Source organism: Streptomyces hiroshimensis, assembly GCF_014650335.1.
Taxonomy (GTDB): Bacteria; Actinomycetota; Actinomycetes; order Streptomycetales; family Streptomycetaceae; genus Streptomyces; species Streptomyces hiroshimensis.
Window position 1 is genome coordinate 1 of sequence record NZ_BMUT01000021.1, and the last position, 16,316, is coordinate 16,316.

Sequence of the window (16,316 nt, forward strand, 5' to 3'; positions counted from 1 at the left end):
CCGGCCAACGAAGCCGACATCCTCGTCCACGACGCGCACTCCGCGTCCCCGACGACGGCCTTCGCGCTCTCCCGCCTGGCCGACCCCGACACCCTGCACCAGACGCCGATCGGCGTCTTCCGCAGCGTCGAGCGACCGGTCTACGACACCCAGATGGCCGATCAGCTGGAAGCGGCGATCGAGCAGAAGGGCAAGGGCGACCTGGCGGCGCTGCTCGCCGGGAACGACACCTGGACAGTCGTCGGATAGGTCGTCGGACAGGTGAGCCGAGGCGCTCGGACGGGCTGATTTCCGGCCCGTCCGGCGGCGTCTGACGCCCCCTCCCCCGCTCCCCCGCTCTCATAGAGCCATGGCCGACCCCGATGCCACGCTCTCTCCCCCCATCCGCGACCGGCTCGCCTACCGCGTGAAGTGCCGGCTGCTCGGGCCGCCCCTGGTCACCGAGCAGCTCTCCCGGGAGAAGCTCGGCAACCCCATGGCGCTCGGGGTGCTGGCCTCCGACTGCATCTCCTCCACCGCGTACGGCAGCGAGGAGATGCTGCGCATCCTCGTACCCGTCGTCGGGGTCGCCGCGTTCACCCTGCTCATGCCGGTCACGGGCGCGATCCTGCTCGTCCTGCTGCTCCTGACGCTGTCGTACCGCGACGTGGTGTCCGTGTACACGCGCGCGGGCGGCTCGTACGTCGTCGCGCGGGAGAACTTCGGGCCGCGCATCGCCCAGATCGCCGCGGTCGCGCTCCTCGTCGACTACATCGTCACCGTCGCCGTCCAGACCGCGGCCGGCACCGACGCGCTGATCTCCCTGGCCCACCTCACGGGCGAGGGGTACACGGGCATCGACCACCTCAAGCTGCCCATCACGGCAGCCGTCGTGGTGCTGCTGATGTACGGGAATCTGCGGGGGATCCGTGAGGCGGGGCGGGCGTTCGCGGCGCCCGCGTACCTCTTCATGCTCGCCGTCGCGCTCCTGCTGGTCACCGGCCTCGTGCGGGCGCTGAACGGCGGGCTCCCGCAGACCGACCTGCACGCGGCGGGCGTCGTGCCGCTCGGCCGGGAGGGGGACGGCTGGCTCTACGGCGCCTCCCTCTTCATGGTGCTCCGCGCCTTCGCCAACGGCGGTTCCTCGCTGACGGGACTGGAGGCCATCTCCAACGGCGTCTCCGCCTTCCGCCGGCCCCAGGGCGTCAACGCGCGGCGGACGCTGACCGTCATGAGCTGCATCCTCGGCATCATGGTGCTGGGCGTCTCCACCCTCGCCCACTACACGCACGCCGTGCCCTACGTGGACGGCAACCCGACCGTCATCGCCCAGGAGGCCCACCTCGTCTTCGGCGACGGCTGGGCGGGCACGGTCGGGCTGGTGTTCGTACAGCTGGCGACCGCGCTCATCCTCTACACCGGCGCCAACACGCCCTTCACCGGCTTCCCCTTCCTCGCCAGCTTCGTCGCCGAGGACCGCTTCCTGCCGCGGAAGCTGATGCGGCGCGGCCACCGGCTGGCGTTCTCCGGCGGGATCATCTCCCTGACCGTCGTCGCGCTCGCGCTGCTGCTGGTCACGGGAGCGAATGTCGACAAGCTGGTCGCCCTGTACGCGATCGGCGTCTTCACGGGCTTCACGATGGCCGCCGCCGGGATGACCGCGCACTACTGGCGGCGCCGGGAGGGCGGCTGGCGGATCGGCGTGAACGTCGTGGCGGCCGTGGTGTCGGCGCTGGTCGTCGTGATCTTCGCGATCACGAAGTTCACGGAGGGCGCGTGGCTGGTCGTCGTGGTCTTCCCGCTCGGGGTGTGGGCGCTCATCCGCATCAACCGCGAGTACCGGGAGGAGGCCGCGGCCCTGGAGACCATGCCGCCCCGCTCCGAGGCCGCCGAGTCGCCGCACTGGCGGCGGCACCTCGTGTACGTCCTGGTCGACGTGCTCGACCTCGCCACGGTCAAGGCGCTGCGGTACGCGCACGAGCTGCGGCCCGACCAGGTGCGGGCCGTGCACTTCGTCATCGACGAGGAGCGGGCACGGCGGCTGGCCGCGCGGTGGGAGGAACTGCCCGGGACGGACGTGCCGCTGGAGCTCGTCGACTGCCCGGACCGGCGGCTGCGGCACGCCGTGGCCTCGCTGGCCGCGCGCGACACGGCCGACGGGACGACGGCTCTGACGCTCCTCGTCCCACGACGGACGTATGCGCGTCCGCTCGCCGCGCTCCTGCACACGGACTCCGGGGACGAGTTGGCCAAGGCGTTGCAGCATTTGCCGAATGTGGCGGTGACGGTGGTGCCGTTCGATGTGACGGCGGCCATGGCGCGGATGCGCGCGCGGGTCCGTACGCCGTGAGGCGGGCCCGGCACCGCCGGACCGGTTGACGGTGGCTGCGCGCCGTCGCGGCGGGAGAAGAGCCCCGGTCCCGCCCTTTCACCGTTTCCTGGGGGCAAGCCCCCAGCCCCCCAGCTCCCGCTTCGTACCCGGCACCGCCGCGCTCGCCTCGGATACCTTCACAAGGGCGCGACCACCACCCGCCCTGGAGGGGACCATGCCCGGAACACCACCCGCACCGCCATCACGCAGTGACTCCCGTACCGGCCTCATCTGCAGCTTCGCCGCCTACGGCATCTGGGGGCTGTTCCCCCTCTACTGGCCGCTCCTGGACGCGGCCGGCCCCGTCGAGATCCTGGCGCACCGCATGGCGTGGTCCCTGGTCGCCGTCGCGGCCGTGCTCGCCGTGACCCGTCGCTGGGCGTGGATACGCCCGCTGCTGCGGCAGCCCCGGCGCCTGGCCATGATCGCCCTGTGCGCGGTGACGATCTCCGTGAACTGGGGGATCTACATCTGGGGCGTCAATTCCGGGCATGTCGTGGAGACGTCGCTGGGGTACTTCATCAACCCCCTCGTCAGCATCGCCTTCGGCGTCGTCGTGCTGCGGGAGCGGCTGCGGGCCGCGCAGTGGGCGGCGGTCGGCGTCGGCGTGGCCGCCGTCCTCGTGCTGGCGGTGGCCTACGGCAAGCCGCCGTGGATCGCCCTCGCGATCGCGGCGTCGTTCGGTACGTACAGCCTGGTCAAGAAGCAGGTGGGGCTGGACGGGCTGGAGTCGCTGGCGGCGGAGACGGCCGTGCTGTTCCTTCCCGCGCTGGGGTTCCTGGTGTTCCTGGGGGCGACGGGGCACAGCACGTTCACGAGCGAGGGCGCGGGGCACACCGCGCTGCTGATGTGCTCGGGGGCGATCACCGCGGTGCCGCTCATCCTGTTCGGCGCGGCCGCGGTGCGGCTGCCGCTGTCCGTGGTGGGGATGGTGCAGTACCTGGCGCCGACGTTCCAGTTCGCCCTGGGCCTGCTGGTGTTCCACGAGGGGATGCCGCCCGAGCGCTGGGTCGGCTTCGGGCTCGTGTGGCTCGCGCTGGCGGTGCTGACGTGGGACGCGCTGCGGACGGCGCGCAAGGCGCGGGCGGAGCTGCGGACGGCGCGCGCCGCCGCGGCCGGGGCGGGCCCGGCCGCAATCGGGGCGGGCGCCGACGCCATCGGAGCAGGCACCGACGGAGCCGCCGCCATTCGTAACACAGAAATCACAACTGCCCCACAGGCACCAGAAGTCACAGCTCAGGGGCAGTAGGGCCCGCCCGATATCCGGAAACCGGTGTCCCCTGTCCGAAATCCGCCCTTGACGCGCTTTCGGGGCGCCCTCAACATCATGCCCACGTCAAAATGAGTTGGGAGCCCCCCATGCTTGAACTCAGCGGTCCCACCCTGCCCGCACGTCCCCGAAGATCTCGTACCGGCGCCCTGCTGGCCACCGGTGCCGCTCTCGCGGCCACCCTGCTCGGCGTCGCCTCCGGCCCGGCCCTGGCGGTTCCCACCGCCGCCACGGCCCGGCCCGTCGCGGCCGCCGGACCCGACATACCCGTCGCCAATGTCAAGGCGCATCTCGCCCAACTGCAGTCGATAGCCACGGCCAACGGCGGCAACCGCGCCCACGGCCGCAGCGGCTACAAGGCCTCGCTCGACTACGTGAAGTCCAAGCTGGACGCCGCCGGCTTCACCACCACCGTGCAGCAGTTCACCACCGGCGGCGCCACCGGCTACAACCTCGTCGCCGACTGGCCCGGCGGCGACGCGAACCACGTCGTCTTCGCCGGGGCCCACCTGGACTCCGTCACCGCCGGGCCGGGCATCAACGACAACGGCTCCGGCTCGGCCGGCGTCCTCGAGGTCGCGCTCGCCGTCGCCCGCGAGGGCTACAAGCCCGCCAAGCACCTGCGGTTCGGCTGGTGGGGCGCCGAGGAGCTCGGCATGCGCGGGTCGAACTACTACGTGGGCCAGCTGCCGGCCGGCGAGCGCAGCAAGATCGACGCGTACCTCAACTTCGACATGATCGGCTCGCCCAACCCCGGCTACTTCGTCTACGGCTACGACCAGAACCTCAAGGCCCTCTTCGAGAACTGGTTCGCCGCGAAGAACATCGCCACCGAGATCGACACCGAGGGCGACGGCCGCTCCGACCACGCGCCCTTCCAGAACGCCGGCATCCCCGTCGGCGGCCTCTTCAGCGGCGCCGACTACCGCAAGACCGCCGACCAGGCCCAGAAGTGGGGCGGCACCGCGGGCCAGCCCTTCGACCGCTGCTACCACGCGTCCTGCGACACCTCGGCGAACATCGGCGACAAGGCGCTCGACACCAACACCGACGCCATCGCGAGCGCGGTGTGGACGCTGAGCGGCGGCACCGCCAACCCGCCGCAGGGGAAGGTCTTCGAGAGCAAGAGCCGGCTCCCGATCCCCGACGCGGGGGCGGCCGTCGAGTCGCCCGTGACGGTCTCCGGGCTGACGGGCAACGCGCCGTCCGCCCTGAAGGTCTCCGTCGACATCACGCACACCTACCGCGGTGACCTGGTCGTCGACCTCGTCGGGCCGAGCGGGAAGGCGTACCGGCTGAAGGACTCCAGCGGCAGCGACGCCGCGGACGACGTCATCGCCACGTACACCGTCGACGCCTCCGCGGAGACCGCGAACGGGACGTGGAAGCTGCGCGTCCAGGACATCGCCGCGCAGGACACCGGCCGGATCAACGGCTGGAAGCTCGCGTTCTAGACCTCGCGTTCCGGACCACCATCCAGAACGCTGTCCAGACCACTGAGGGCACAACCCCGCAGCGGGCCCGGGAGGCCGTGACCGTCCTCCCGGGCCCGCACCCCTTTTCGTGCACGCCGGCCGCTAGGCCGTGATGTCCTTCGTCGTGAACCGCGCCCACGCCGCCGACCCGAACACGGCCGCGTACAGCGCCTGCAGGCCGAGGTTGTCCAGCACCTGGTCCCAGTAGACCGGGGCGCGCAGCAGGTCCGCGAAGCTCAGCCAGTAGTGCGGGAAGAGGTACGGCTGGATCGCGTGCAGCTGCGGGAACTGGTCCAGGATCTGCGCCGTGATCAGCAGGCCCACCGTCGTGGCCATCGCCGCGATCCCGCTGCCGGTGAGCGTGGAGACGAACAGCCCGAGCGCCGCGATGCCCACCAGCGACAGCGCCACCGCCCCCGCGACCGCCAGCGCCCGCAGCAGCCCTTCCCCGAAGGACACCGTCACCCCGCTGATCAGGGTCACGTCCCCCAGCGGGAACAGCACCGCCCCGACGGCGAGCGCCAAGGCCGCGACGGTCAGGGTCGCCGCGCAGCAGAACGTCAGCGTCGCCGCGAACTTGGCCAGCAGCAGCCGGGTGCGGCCCGCGGGCGCGACCAGCAGATAGCGCAGCGTGCCCGAGCTCGCCTCGCCCGCCACGGAGTCGCCCGCGATCACGCCGATCGCCATCGGCAGGAAGAAGGGCAGGGTCGCGGCGAGCGAGGTGAAGACCAGGAAGAGGCCGTTGTTGGTGACCTGGCTGATGAACGCCGGGCCCCCTCCCCCGTGACCGGCCGCGCCGCCGTCCTGCGTCTCCATCTTCACGGCGACGCCCACCAGCACGGGCACGGCCGCGAGCACCCCGAGCAGCGCGAACGTGCGCCACCGCCGGAACACCGTCGCCACCTCGCTGCGGAAGAGCGACAGCGCCCACAGCGGGCTCGGGGTGCGCCTCGCCGTGGCGGCGGGAACGGCCCGGGCCATGGCCCCGGCCCCGGACCCTGCTCCGGCCTCAGCCTGCGACATCGAATCCCTCTCCGGTGAGTGCGACGAAGGCGTCCTCCAGGGAGGCGCGTTCGGTGCCGAAGGAACGCACGCGGACGCCCGCGCGGACGAGCGCGGCGTTGAGGTCCGCGAGCTCCCGGGCGACGACGGGCAGTTCGCCGGTGACGCGGTCGTCGTCGACGGTGAGGTCGTTCACGCCGTGCTCCTTGAGCACGCGGACGGCCTCCGCCGTGTCGGGGGTGGTGACGGCCAGCCTGCCGCGCGCGGAGGAGGCCAGCTCCGCGACCGTGCCCTGGGTCAGGAGGCGGCCCTGGGCCATCACGGCGACGTGGGTGCACACCTGCTCGATCTCGTCGAGCAGGTGCGAGGAGAGGAAGACGGTGGTGCCCTCGGAGGCGAGGCCGCGCACCAGGGTGCGGATCTCGCGCATGCCCTGCGGGTCGAGGCCGTTGGTGGGCTCGTCCAGGACCAGCAGCTCGCGCGGCTGCAGGAGGGCCGCGGCCAGGCCCAGGCGCTGCTTCATGCCGAGGGAGTACGCGCGGGCCTTCTTGCCCGCCGCGGCGACCAGCCCGACCCGGTCCAGGGCGGCGTCCACCCGGGCCTTGCGGGTGCGGGGGTCGGCCGTGGGGTCGGCGGCGTCGAACCGCACGAGGTTGTCACGGCCGGTGAGGAAGCCGTAGAGGGCCGGGCCCTCGATCAGCGCGCCCACCCGGGGCAGCACGCGCCGCCCGGCCCGCGGCATCTCCTCGCCGAGGACGCGGGCGGTGCCGGAGGTCGGCTCGATCAGCCCCATGAGCATCCGGATGGTGGTGGTCTTGCCGGAGCCGTTGGGGCCCAGGAAGCCGAAGACGCTGCCGCGCGGCACGACGAGGTCGAGCCGGTCGACGGCGAGCTGCCCGCCCCGGTAGCGCTTGGTGAGCGCGTGGGTGGCTATCGCCGGTTCCCCGGCGGCGGACAGCTCCTCCATGGGGCCTCCCCTGCTGTGCTGCTGTACGGACCTGTTCTACGGATCCGTTCTACGGATCTGCTGTACGCGCTACTTCGACGCGGCCTTGACGAGCGCGTCCTTGGTGACGGCGCCCACGTAGACCTTGCCGTCGTCCGTGACCAGGGCGTTGACCAGGCGGGTACTGAAGACGTGGCCCGAGCCGAAGGAGCCCGAGACCTTGCTGCCGAGGCCGTCCAGCAGGGCACCGGCCGGGCCGGCGTCCTTGCCGCCCTTGGCGCCCGCGCCCATGCCCACGCCGCCGGGCGCCTTGAACTCGGCGATGGACGTCCAGCTCTTCCCGATCACGTTCATGCCGGACAGGCCGGACTCGTCCATGCCCTTCTTCCGGTCGTCGTGGCCGCCCTTGCCGCTCTTGCCGCCCTCGCCGCCCTTGGCGTCCTTGTCCTCGGTGACCTTGGCGCCCTTCGGCGGGGTGAAGGCGAAGGTGTCCGCGGCCGGCTTGGCGAAGTCGACCTTGGTGAAGGCCGCCTCGACGACGGCCTTGCCGCCGCCCTTCGGAGCGAGCGTGAACTTCAGCGGCACGCCGTTCTTCGCGTCCACCGCGATACGGACCGCGCCGACCGTCGTCTCGCCCTGCTTGGGCTTGATGACCAGCTGGTAGGCGTCCCGCCCGGCGACCTTGGCCGTGCCGTCGACCGTCACCGACGTGGAGTCGTCCACGGCGGCGAGCGTCTTCTTGGCGAGGTCCTGCGGCGAGGCGCCGCGCAGCTCCTCGGGGGCCTCCTTGTGGCCCTTCGCGTCCTTGGGCGCCGTCGAGTGGTGGACGGTGTTGCTCTTGCTGTCGTACGCCCAGACCTGGTCGCCGTTGCGGATCAGGCTGTACTCCGCGGCGCGCTCCACGATCGACAGCCGCTGCTTGTCGGGGCCGTCGGCGGCGACGCGCAGGGTGTGCGTACCGGAGGCGAGCTCGGTGAGCTTGGCCTGCGGCGAGGCGTCCGCGCCGTCGCCCTCGCCCTTGCCCTTGCCGGCGGAGCCGTGGCCCGCCTTGCCGCCGGGGGCGTCGCCGAGCGAGAGGCCCGCGGGCAGCGAGGGCAGGCCCAGGTCGGTGGTGACCTTGACGGTGCCGGACAGCTGCTGCGTGTCCGACTTCGCCATCTTGGCTATGAGGTCCTGCGCGCTGATCTTGGGCAGATCGGGGTCGCCGCTGCTCGCGAGGGCCGTGCCGATCCCGATCGACGCCGCGGCGATGCCGGCCACCGCGACCGGGACGGCGTAGCGGACGGCCTTGCGGCGGCCCGGTGCCCGCCCGGCGCTTTCCCCGGCGCCGGCCGCCCCGTCGGTGCCGTGGGTCGGTTCGTTGCGTGCCATGTCCTCTACCTCCGTCGTCGGCGGCGGTCTCGACGTGTCGTGCACTCGCCACCCGCTGAGCTCATTGTGAGCCCGGCCGCTCGGTGGTGGAGCGGGGAATCCGGGGCTTTTTCCCCGGTCTCTTCCTTCGCCTCGAGACACTTCGATTCCACCAGAGGCGGCCTGCCGGGTCATCAGACGACGGGATCAAGTCCGTGTACCCCTTGGGTAGGACATCCCCTACGGGGCCGCCACCCACGAGGGGGAGACGGCACCTGACCTTCGTCACGGGCAGGCCGTCGGGCGGGCCGTAGCGCGGGGCCGTCAGGCAGGGCCGTCAGGCAGGGCCGTCAGGCAGGGCCGTCAGCCGGCCCGGTGCACCACCGCGTCGCACAGGTTCTCCAGGGCCGCCTTGGCGAAGCACTCGGGCAGCGGGGCCAGCACGGACCGCGCCTCCTCGGCGTAGCGCACGGTGTCGCGGCGGGCCTGCTCCAGCGCCGGGTGGGCGCGCAGACGGCGCAGCACCTCGGCGTGCAGGGCGTCGTCGGCGAGGTCGCCGTCGAGCATCTCGCACAGTTCGAGGTCGGCGGGCGAGCCGGTGGCGGCGGCCTGGGCACGCAGGTGGAGGACGGGGAGGGTGGCGATGCCCTCGCGCAGGTCGGTGCCGGGGGTCTTGCCGGACTCGTGGGAGTCGCTGGCGATGTCGAGGACGTCGTCGGCCAGCTGGAAAGCCATGCCGAGGCGCTCGCCGTAGTGGGTGAGGACGTCGACGGTGCGCTCGTCGGCGCCGGACATCATCGCGCCGTACCGCCCGGAGACGGCGACCAGCGAGCCGGTCTTGCCCGCGAGGACGTCGAGGTAGTGCTCGATGGGGTCGCGGCCGTCGCGGGGACCCGCGGTCTCCAGGATCTGGCCGGTGACCAGCCGCTCGAAGGCCTCGGCCTGGATGCGGACGGCCTCGGGGCCGAGGTCCGCGAGGATCTGGGAGGCGCGGGCGAAGAGGAAGTCGCCGGTGAGGACGGCCAGGGAGTTGCCCCAGCGGACGTTGGCGCTGTCCACGCCGCGGCGCTTCTCGGCCTCGTCCATGACGTCGTCGTGGTAGAGGGTGGCCAGGTGCGTGAGCTCGACGACGACGGCGGAGGGGACGACGCCCGGGGCGTAGGGATCGCCGAACTGGGCGGCGAGCATCACCAGCAGTGGCCGGAAACGCTTGCCTCCGGCGCGCACGAGGTGCTGCGCGGCCTCGGTGATGAAGGGCACGTCGCTCTTGGTGGCCTCAAGGAGGCCTTCCTCGACAGCGGCCAGTCCCGCCTGGACATCGGCTTCAAGAGCCTGGTCCCGCACGCTCAGCCCGAAAGGCCCGACGACGGTCACGAGGGGTACTCCTGTCTGCCTGCGAACACGGGGTTTGTCGATGTGTCGCTGTCTCCACCGAAAGTCAGCGTATCCGGTCGGCTGTGGATCACCGTGGCCGCCCGTCCGGGTTGCGGTGTCCCGGGCCCTTCACGGACCCTCGCTCCGGCCGGTGTCGGGCATCCACCGCGACCCGATACGCGTGCTGGTGTGCGACGTACGTGCGACCTGACATGTGCCCCGCGCGGCCCTTGGTCACCCCGCCGGCGGCCCTGCCGGGCGGGATGCGGGCCCTGGGTTTCGGCCACGGGCCTGCCGGCGGCTTTACGGGGTCCCCGCGGGTGCGGCGGCGCGAAGTCCGTCGTGAGGCCGCTCGCCGTCGCGGCGGACGGGCCCGGGCCACCCCGCCCCGGCGCCCGGCGCGATACCGGTCCGGCACCGCCGGACTCCACCGCGGTCGGCTCGCCCTGGGCCTGTCCGCTGCGGGTCCGCTGGCGGCCGGTACGGGTCCGCTGCGGGCCGGTACGGCACCGCCGGGATGCGCCGTTGTGGTTGCTCACCGCCGCGGCGGAAGTGTGCGGCAGGGCACCCGATCCGGTGTCCCGCCCCGGCTCCTTGCCGCAGGCGCACCGGCCGGCCGCCCGGCCCGAGGAGCCGGACGCCGCCGGACGCCGCCGTCGTGGTCACACGCCATCGCGGTGGATCTGCCCATGGATGCACACCGGGGCGGCCGCCCCGGCAGCTCCTTGCCGCAGGCGAGAAGACTCCGCCGCAGCGGCGCTCAGCCACGACGACGCAGCCCGGCGGCGCCGTACCGTGCGGGCCCCGTAGAACAGCGGACCGCCCGCCCGCTGCCCCACCCTTACGGGTCAGGACAGTGGGCGGGCCGAGCCAGGCCGAGCTGGGCCGGGCCGTGGTTACGGCAAAGCCGCGACCGCCCGGGCCAGCCGCGGCGAGGCGTACTCCGTACCGCAGACGAACCGCATGACCGGGCCGTAGCTGGCCGCGGCCGGCAGGCCCGTGAAGAACAACCCCGGTACCGAGGCGCGGTAGCCGGGGCCGAGCCGGGGGCCTCCCGCGCCGACGGCGAGCCTGGTGCGCAGGCCGTGGCCGAGGAAGTCCATGGCCGCGAGGTCGACCCGGTAGCCCGTCGCCGCGATGACGTGGTCGGCCGCGATCTCCCCCGCCCCCGAGCCGTCCGGGGCGGCGAGCCCGAGAACGGGGCGGCCCGCCTCGACGCGGGCCGAGGCGATCCGCTTGCCCTCCGAGACGTGCACCCGGCCGATGAAGCGCTCGCGCAGCCACCACGCGCCGAGCGGGCCGAGCACCCGCCCCACCAGGAACCGCCGGGCGGGCGCCGGAAGATGGCGGAATCCATCGGCGTGGTACGAGAACGCGTAGAGCGACCAGGCCCGGCCGAAGGGGGTGTCGGGCTTCAGCCGCGGCTGGCCGTCCGGCGCCGCACCGAAGCGGACGGCACCCTTCCGGCGGGCGACCACCCGGACCGACGCCGCCCCGGCGTCCGCCAGCAGCACCGCCGTCTCCAGCGCCGACTGCCCGGCCCCGACGACGACCATCTCGCGCCCGGCGAACCGCGACAGATCCCGGTGCTGGGAGCTGTGCGAGACCGGCCCCGAGACGGACGGGCCGTCGGGGACGGCCGCGGCGAGCTCCGGCGGCAGCTGCGCCAGCCCGCTCAGGCCGGTGGCGATCACCACCGCGCGGGCGGCGAACTGCTCCCCGGAATCCAGCTTCAGCTCGAAGTCCGCGGCCCGCCGGTCCACGGACACCACGCGCACCTGCTCCAGCTCCGGCACCAGGCGCTCCTGGAACCACAGGCCGTAGCGCGAGAACGTCTCGACCGGGATGGTGTCCCAGTCCGACTCGAAGCGCCGCTCACCGGTCGACCGGCAGAAGTCGAGCAGGGTGTGGCCGGGCTGCGGCGCGTCGATGCTGGAGGCCGAGGGGGTGGATTTCAGGAGCATCCCGGCGGGCATGTTCTCGCGCCAGCTCACCATCGGCGAGCCGAAGACGCGCGCCGCTATCCCACGGGCCCGCAAGTGGGCGGCGGTCGACAGACCGTACGGGCCGGCCCCGATGACTGCTACGGGAAGTGTCACGAGTCCCCTCCCAGGGCGTTACTCGCTGCTCATTACTCCGTACACGTATGACTCGTACTCGTCGACGACATTTGTTGACGACGCTCATTGACGACACTCGTTGACGACGGCGGACACTCGGCGGCAATCGGCCCGGTGGCATTCACTCGACGGCATTCACTCGGCGGCATTCACTCGGCCGTGGACGCAGCCGACGCAGCGGACGCCGTGGACGCGGCAGATGCAGCGGACGCGGCGGCACGCCTGGAGCGCCACATCTGCCACAGGTGCCGCACACCCGGCCGTACGAACCGGACGAGCATGGTGAAGAAGGGCTTCATGTCGTCGCGCGCGACCCAGGCCAGCTCCGTGCTGCTGGGGCGCGGCGGCGCATGCGGGGTGCTGTAGCCGCTGCGGCGGTAGGCGGCGAGGGCGGGCAGGTCGATGTTCTCCACGATGAACCGGCGCCCGGCGGGCTGCTCGCCCTCCGGGACCCTGCGCCCGGTCAGGTCCAGGTGCTGGGCCCGGACGACGTCGATTCCGGCCTCGCTCTCGAAGAGCCGGAACTGCGCGCCCATCCGGGGGTTGAAGTCCAGCAGCTTGTACCGGCCGTCGCGGCGGTCGAACCGCCAGTCCAGATCGATGATCCCGCAGAATCCGATCTGCTTGATGAACTGGGCGGTCATATCGGCCAGTTCGGGGTTGTCCACGACGTAGGCGTTGGCGGTCATGCCCGCGTGCGGCGGCCACGAGCGCACCTTCACGCCCGTGAACATCGCGAGCGGGGTGCTCTCGGCGTCGAAGTAGGCGTGCACGATCCAGTCCTCGGCCTGCTCGCGCGGCAGGTACTCCTGGAGGATCACGCCCGGGGACGGGCCCCAGCCGCGCGCCAGCTGCAGCAGCTCGCGCGGGCCGGGGATACGGGTGGTGCCGTGTACAGCGGGCTTGCGGCGGCGCTCGAACGCCTCCCTGTTCTTGGCGACGAGGGGGAAGCGGGCGTGCTCCGCGAACTCCTCGATCTCCTCGAACGACGCCGGGAAGAGGGCCTCCGGGGACGGCACGCCGTGCTCCACGCACAACTCGTGCAGGCCCTGCTTGCTCGCCAGCCTGCGCGGCAGCTCCGGCTCCACGGGCGGGAAGAGGAAGCTGCCGGAGAGCTCCCCGGCGTGCTCGGCGATGAGCACCGCGGCCTCTTCGTCGGTGGGCAGCAGGACCGTGGGGCGGCCGATCTCGCGGCCGATCCGCAGCAGGCCCTCGATCAGCTCGCCGGGCTGCTCGGTGCCCGTGGTGCGCCAGACGAAACCGCCGCGCAGGTAGCGCGAGACGGCGGCGGGCGTCCAGCGGTCCTCCGTGATGGCGTACATGGGGATGCCGAGTCTGCCGAGGCTGCGGATGGCGCCGACCCCGCCGTGGTGCAGGGGATAGTCGCCGATCTTCACGATCAGTCCTGGAACGGACCGGTCCGCCGCGATGGGCGTGCTCCTGCTCGCCACCAGCATCCCCCTCGGCCCCTCAGCCGCAGCGGCCCCCCACTGTGCCTGGCCCGATTAAGGACGCTACTTCGGAATCGCCGCTTCCAGCAAGGAATTACCGGATATTGCGCGCTCTTTAGGCAGGGCTCGGACAGCGGTTCGGATGATCTGCGGCCAGCCGTTCGGAAGGCACCCGGACAAGAGTCCGGACACCGGTCCGACAACGGTTCCGACATCGGCCCCGACACCGTTCCGGAAGCGGCCCGGACACGCGGGAGGAACCCGCCGCGAGACCCCTCCCTGACACCCCTTGCCTGCCGGCCACCAGCACGTAATGTGTGCCGCGGGCCCCCGCGGGCCCACCGGCTTCCCGGAGCGTCCAGGAGAGAGCGAGGCAGCACCCCATGCCCCAGCACAGCCCCCGCGAGCTGCCCGAAGGCGACCCCTTCGGCGCGGACACCCTCCCGTACGGCGTCTTCACCACCGCCGACGCCCCGGACCGGCCCCGCATCGGCGTCCGCTACGGGGACTCCGTCCTCGACGCGGCGGCCGCGGCGGCCGCCCACGGCTCCGCGCACGCCGGCCTGCTGGCGCAGCCCACGCTCAACCCCCTCCTGGCCGCCGGCCGGGCCGTCTGGCAGGCCGTGCGCGCCGAGGTCCGCACCTGGCTGGCCGACGGGCCCTTCCACCCGCTCGCCGACGTGACGCTGCACCTGCCCTTCCAGGTCGCCGACTACGTCGACTTCTACTCCAGCGAGCACCACGCCACCAACGTCGGCCGCATCTTCCGTCCCGACGGCGAGGCGCTCACGCCGAACTGGAAGCACCTGCCCATCGGTTACCACGGGCGCGCCGGCACGGTCGTGGTCACCGGCACGGAGGTCGTGCGCCCCCAGGGCCAGCGCAAGGCCCCCGCCGACGCGCTCCCCTCCTTCGGGCCCTCCCGCCGCCTCGACATCGAGGCCGAGGTCGGCTTCGTCGTCGGCACGCCCGCGGACGCGCCCGTGGGCCTCGCGGACTTCCGCGAGCACGTCTTCGGCGTCTGCCTAGTCAACGACTGGTCCGCACGCGACCTGCAGGCCTGGGAGTACGTCCCCCTCGGCCCCTTCCTCGGCAAGTCCTTCGCCACCTCCGTGTCGGCCTGGATCACCCCGCTCGACGCCTTCGACGAGGCCCGTACGGCGCCGCCGGAGCGCACCCACCCGCTGCTGCCCTACCTCGACGACGCCACGGCCGAGCCGGGCGGTATCGACCTGCGCATCGAGGTGACGATCAACGGCGAGACGGTCTCCCGGCCGCCGTTCTCCGCCATGTACTGGACGGCCGCCCAGCAGCTCGCGCACATGACGGTCAACGGCGCGACGCTGCGCACCGGCGACCTCTTCGCCTCCGGCACGGTCAGCGGCCCCGAGCCGGACCAGCTCGGCTGTCTCCTCGAACTCACGGCGGGCAAGGGCCCCTGGCTGGCGGACGGCGACGAGGTCACGATCACGGCCTGGGCGCCCGGCGCGGACGGGGCGCGGATCGGCCTCGGCGAGGTCACCGGCCGCATCCTCCCGGCCCTCGACGGCCTCCCGGCCCACGGCACCGTGACGCCATGACCGCCGACGCCCCGCGCCTGACGCTCCCCGAGGAACTGCTGGTGCTCTGCCTCGACCCGGGCAGCGGACGCAAGCTGATGCGCGCCGGCCACTCCTCGCAGTACGGCGTGGCCGGGGCGGTGCTGACCGAACTGAGGCTGGCCGGGCGGGTCGTGGAGGAGCACGGCCGGGTGCGGGTGACGAACCCGCTGCCGCCGGACGACCCGCTGCTGGCCGCGGCGCTGGAGAGCCTGGCGCAGCCCGGCAAGGACGCGAAGCGCGGCGGGCCGCGGACGGACCGCTGGGTGCGCAGCGCTTCGGGGCGCATCGAAGAGGCCTGGCTGGCCCGGCTGGTGAAGCTAGGGGCGGTGCGCGTGGAGACCCGCCGTTTCCTCGGCGTCCTCCCGTACGAGCACTGTTCCATGGGCCCGGTGGACCTGACGACGAGGGCGCGGGAACGCTTCGAGCTGGCCCGGCGCGGCGGCTTCGCCGATCCGCGCGCCCGCGCGCTCGCCGCGCTGGCGTCCGCCGTCGGCATATCGGGGGCGCTCTGCCCCGGCTGGGGGCGTCGGACGGAGCGGCAGGCCATGCGCCGGCTCGTCCGTACGGACTGGGCGGCGCGGGCCGTGCACAAGAGCGTGATGCACGACAGGGCGGACGGCGGTGGCGGCGGTGCCGCCGACGGAGGGGGCGGGGGCGACGGCGGAGGCGGGTGATCCCACCGAAACCCGCCGAAACGCGCCGTACCCGCCGAACCCCCGCCGCGGAGCGCGGACTTCCGGACGGCTGGATCAGGGCTGCTAATTTGTCGTGTCCAGAACCACTCCGGAGGAGAGACGTGCGCAAGGCAGTACAGATCACGGGGGCGGCGCTCTGCGCCGCTGTGCTGATGACCGGTTGCAGCAGTTCGAGCGACGGCGGCAAGAAGGACGACAAGCCGGTCGGGGGCGCCACGCCGACCTCCCAGGCCCCGGCGGAGCAGCCGTCGTCGCCCGCCGCCGACGCCAAGCGCGCCACGGCGGCCGAGCTCGCGGGCGGCTGGTCCAACGGCGGCAAGCTCGCCGACAAGAGCATCGTCATCCTGGTGTTCACCCAGAACACGGTGACGCTCAGCGGGAAGACGGCCTGCTCGGGCACGCTCGTCGACAACGCCCAGCCGGCGACGATCACCATCAAGCACTGCCAGGACGGCAGCAAGGACTACACCACGGGCACCATCAAGGACTTCGACGGCAAGTCCTTCACCGTGGCCTGGGCCTCCGGCAAGGAAGAGAAGATGATCAAGACCGTCGGCAGCGACGGCAAGCCGGCGGGCCTCCCGGACGGCATCCAGATCCCGGCCAAGCCGGCGGGCTGAACCGGCACTTCGCCCCGGCCCCGGAACAGAGACCGGGACCGGGGCGAAGCCACGGGAGACGG

12 protein-coding genes and 1 pseudogene are annotated in these 16,316 nt (G+C 72.7%); 7 read left to right on the forward strand and 6 right to left on the reverse strand.

Going from position 1 to position 16,316, the window contains the following annotated elements; translation table 11 throughout:
* The 4 genes and pseudogenes from IE241_RS31770 to IE241_RS31785 all read left to right on the forward strand — a co-directional run.
* Positions 1-249: pseudogene (locus IE241_RS31770) on the forward strand (2-oxoacid:ferredoxin oxidoreductase subunit beta); the annotation flags it as partial.
* Positions 250-349: 100 nt separating this feature from the next.
* Positions 350-2,329, forward strand: coding sequence for an APC family permease (locus tag IE241_RS31775; RefSeq protein ID WP_190025334.1), 1,980 nt, complete (start codon positions 350-352; stop codon positions 2,327-2,329).
* 196 nt (positions 2,330-2,525) lie between these two features.
* A complete protein-coding gene (rarD, locus tag IE241_RS31780) occupies positions 2,526-3,599 on the forward strand; it encodes an EamA family transporter RarD (RefSeq protein ID WP_190025335.1) in 1,074 nt (357 codons plus the stop codon).
* A 110-nt stretch (positions 3,600-3,709) separates the two neighbouring features.
* Positions 3,710-5,074 carry a M28 family metallopeptidase gene (locus IE241_RS31785; protein WP_190025336.1) on the forward strand — a complete coding sequence of 455 codons (1,365 nt, stop codon included), beginning with the start codon at positions 3,710-3,712 and terminating at the stop codon, positions 5,072-5,074.
* A 123-nt stretch (positions 5,075-5,197) separates the two neighbouring features.
* Here IE241_RS31785 and IE241_RS31790 read toward each other — a convergent pair whose 3' ends face one another.
* The 6 genes from IE241_RS31790 to IE241_RS31815 all read right to left on the reverse strand — a co-directional run bounded on the left by IE241_RS31790 (position 5,198) and on the right by IE241_RS31815 (position 13,344).
* Positions 5,198-6,118 carry an ABC transporter permease gene (locus IE241_RS31790; protein WP_190025337.1) on the reverse strand — a complete coding sequence of 307 codons (921 nt, stop codon included), beginning with the start codon at positions 6,116-6,118 and terminating at the stop codon, positions 5,198-5,200.
* Positions 6,105-7,064, reverse strand: a complete 960-nt coding sequence (locus IE241_RS31795) for an ABC transporter ATP-binding protein (protein ID WP_190025338.1) — start codon at positions 7,062-7,064, stop codon at positions 6,105-6,107. The genes IE241_RS31790 and IE241_RS31795 overlap by 14 nt, the downstream gene beginning before the upstream one ends.
* A gap of 69 nt (positions 7,065-7,133) precedes the next feature.
* A complete protein-coding gene (locus IE241_RS31800) occupies positions 7,134-8,414 on the reverse strand; it encodes a LolA family protein (protein ID WP_190025339.1) in 1,281 nt (426 codons plus the stop codon).
* 342 nt (positions 8,415-8,756) lie between these two features.
* On the reverse strand, positions 8,757-9,767 hold the full coding sequence (locus IE241_RS31805; protein WP_190025340.1) for a polyprenyl synthetase family protein: 1,011 nt from the start codon (positions 9,765-9,767) through the stop codon (positions 8,757-8,759).
* A gap of 896 nt (positions 9,768-10,663) precedes the next feature.
* Positions 10,664-11,866 carry an FAD-dependent oxidoreductase gene (locus IE241_RS31810; protein WP_190025341.1) on the reverse strand — a complete coding sequence of 401 codons (1,203 nt, stop codon included), beginning with the start codon at positions 11,864-11,866 and terminating at the stop codon, positions 10,664-10,666.
* 170 nt (positions 11,867-12,036) lie between these two features.
* Positions 12,037-13,344, reverse strand: coding sequence for a carboxylate--amine ligase (locus tag IE241_RS31815; RefSeq protein ID WP_190025342.1), 1,308 nt, complete (start codon positions 13,342-13,344; stop codon positions 12,037-12,039).
* A 377-nt stretch (positions 13,345-13,721) separates the two neighbouring features.
* Here IE241_RS31815 and fahA point away from each other — a divergent pair, with 377 nt between their 5' ends.
* The 3 genes from fahA to IE241_RS31830 all read left to right on the forward strand — a co-directional run bounded on the left by fahA (position 13,722) and on the right by IE241_RS31830 (position 16,254).
* Positions 13,722-14,918, forward strand: coding sequence for a fumarylacetoacetase (fahA, locus tag IE241_RS31820; protein ID WP_190025343.1), 1,197 nt, complete (start codon positions 13,722-13,724; stop codon positions 14,916-14,918).
* Positions 14,915-15,613, forward strand: a complete 699-nt coding sequence (locus IE241_RS31825; RefSeq protein ID WP_190025344.1) for a GOLPH3/VPS74 family protein — start codon at positions 14,915-14,917, stop codon at positions 15,611-15,613. The genes fahA and IE241_RS31825 overlap by 4 nt, the downstream gene beginning before the upstream one ends.
* A 122-nt stretch (positions 15,614-15,735) precedes the next feature.
* Positions 15,736-16,254, forward strand: coding sequence for a hypothetical protein (locus tag IE241_RS31830; RefSeq protein WP_190025345.1), 519 nt, complete (start codon positions 15,736-15,738; stop codon positions 16,252-16,254).
* Positions 16,255-16,316 lie beyond the last annotated feature (62 nt).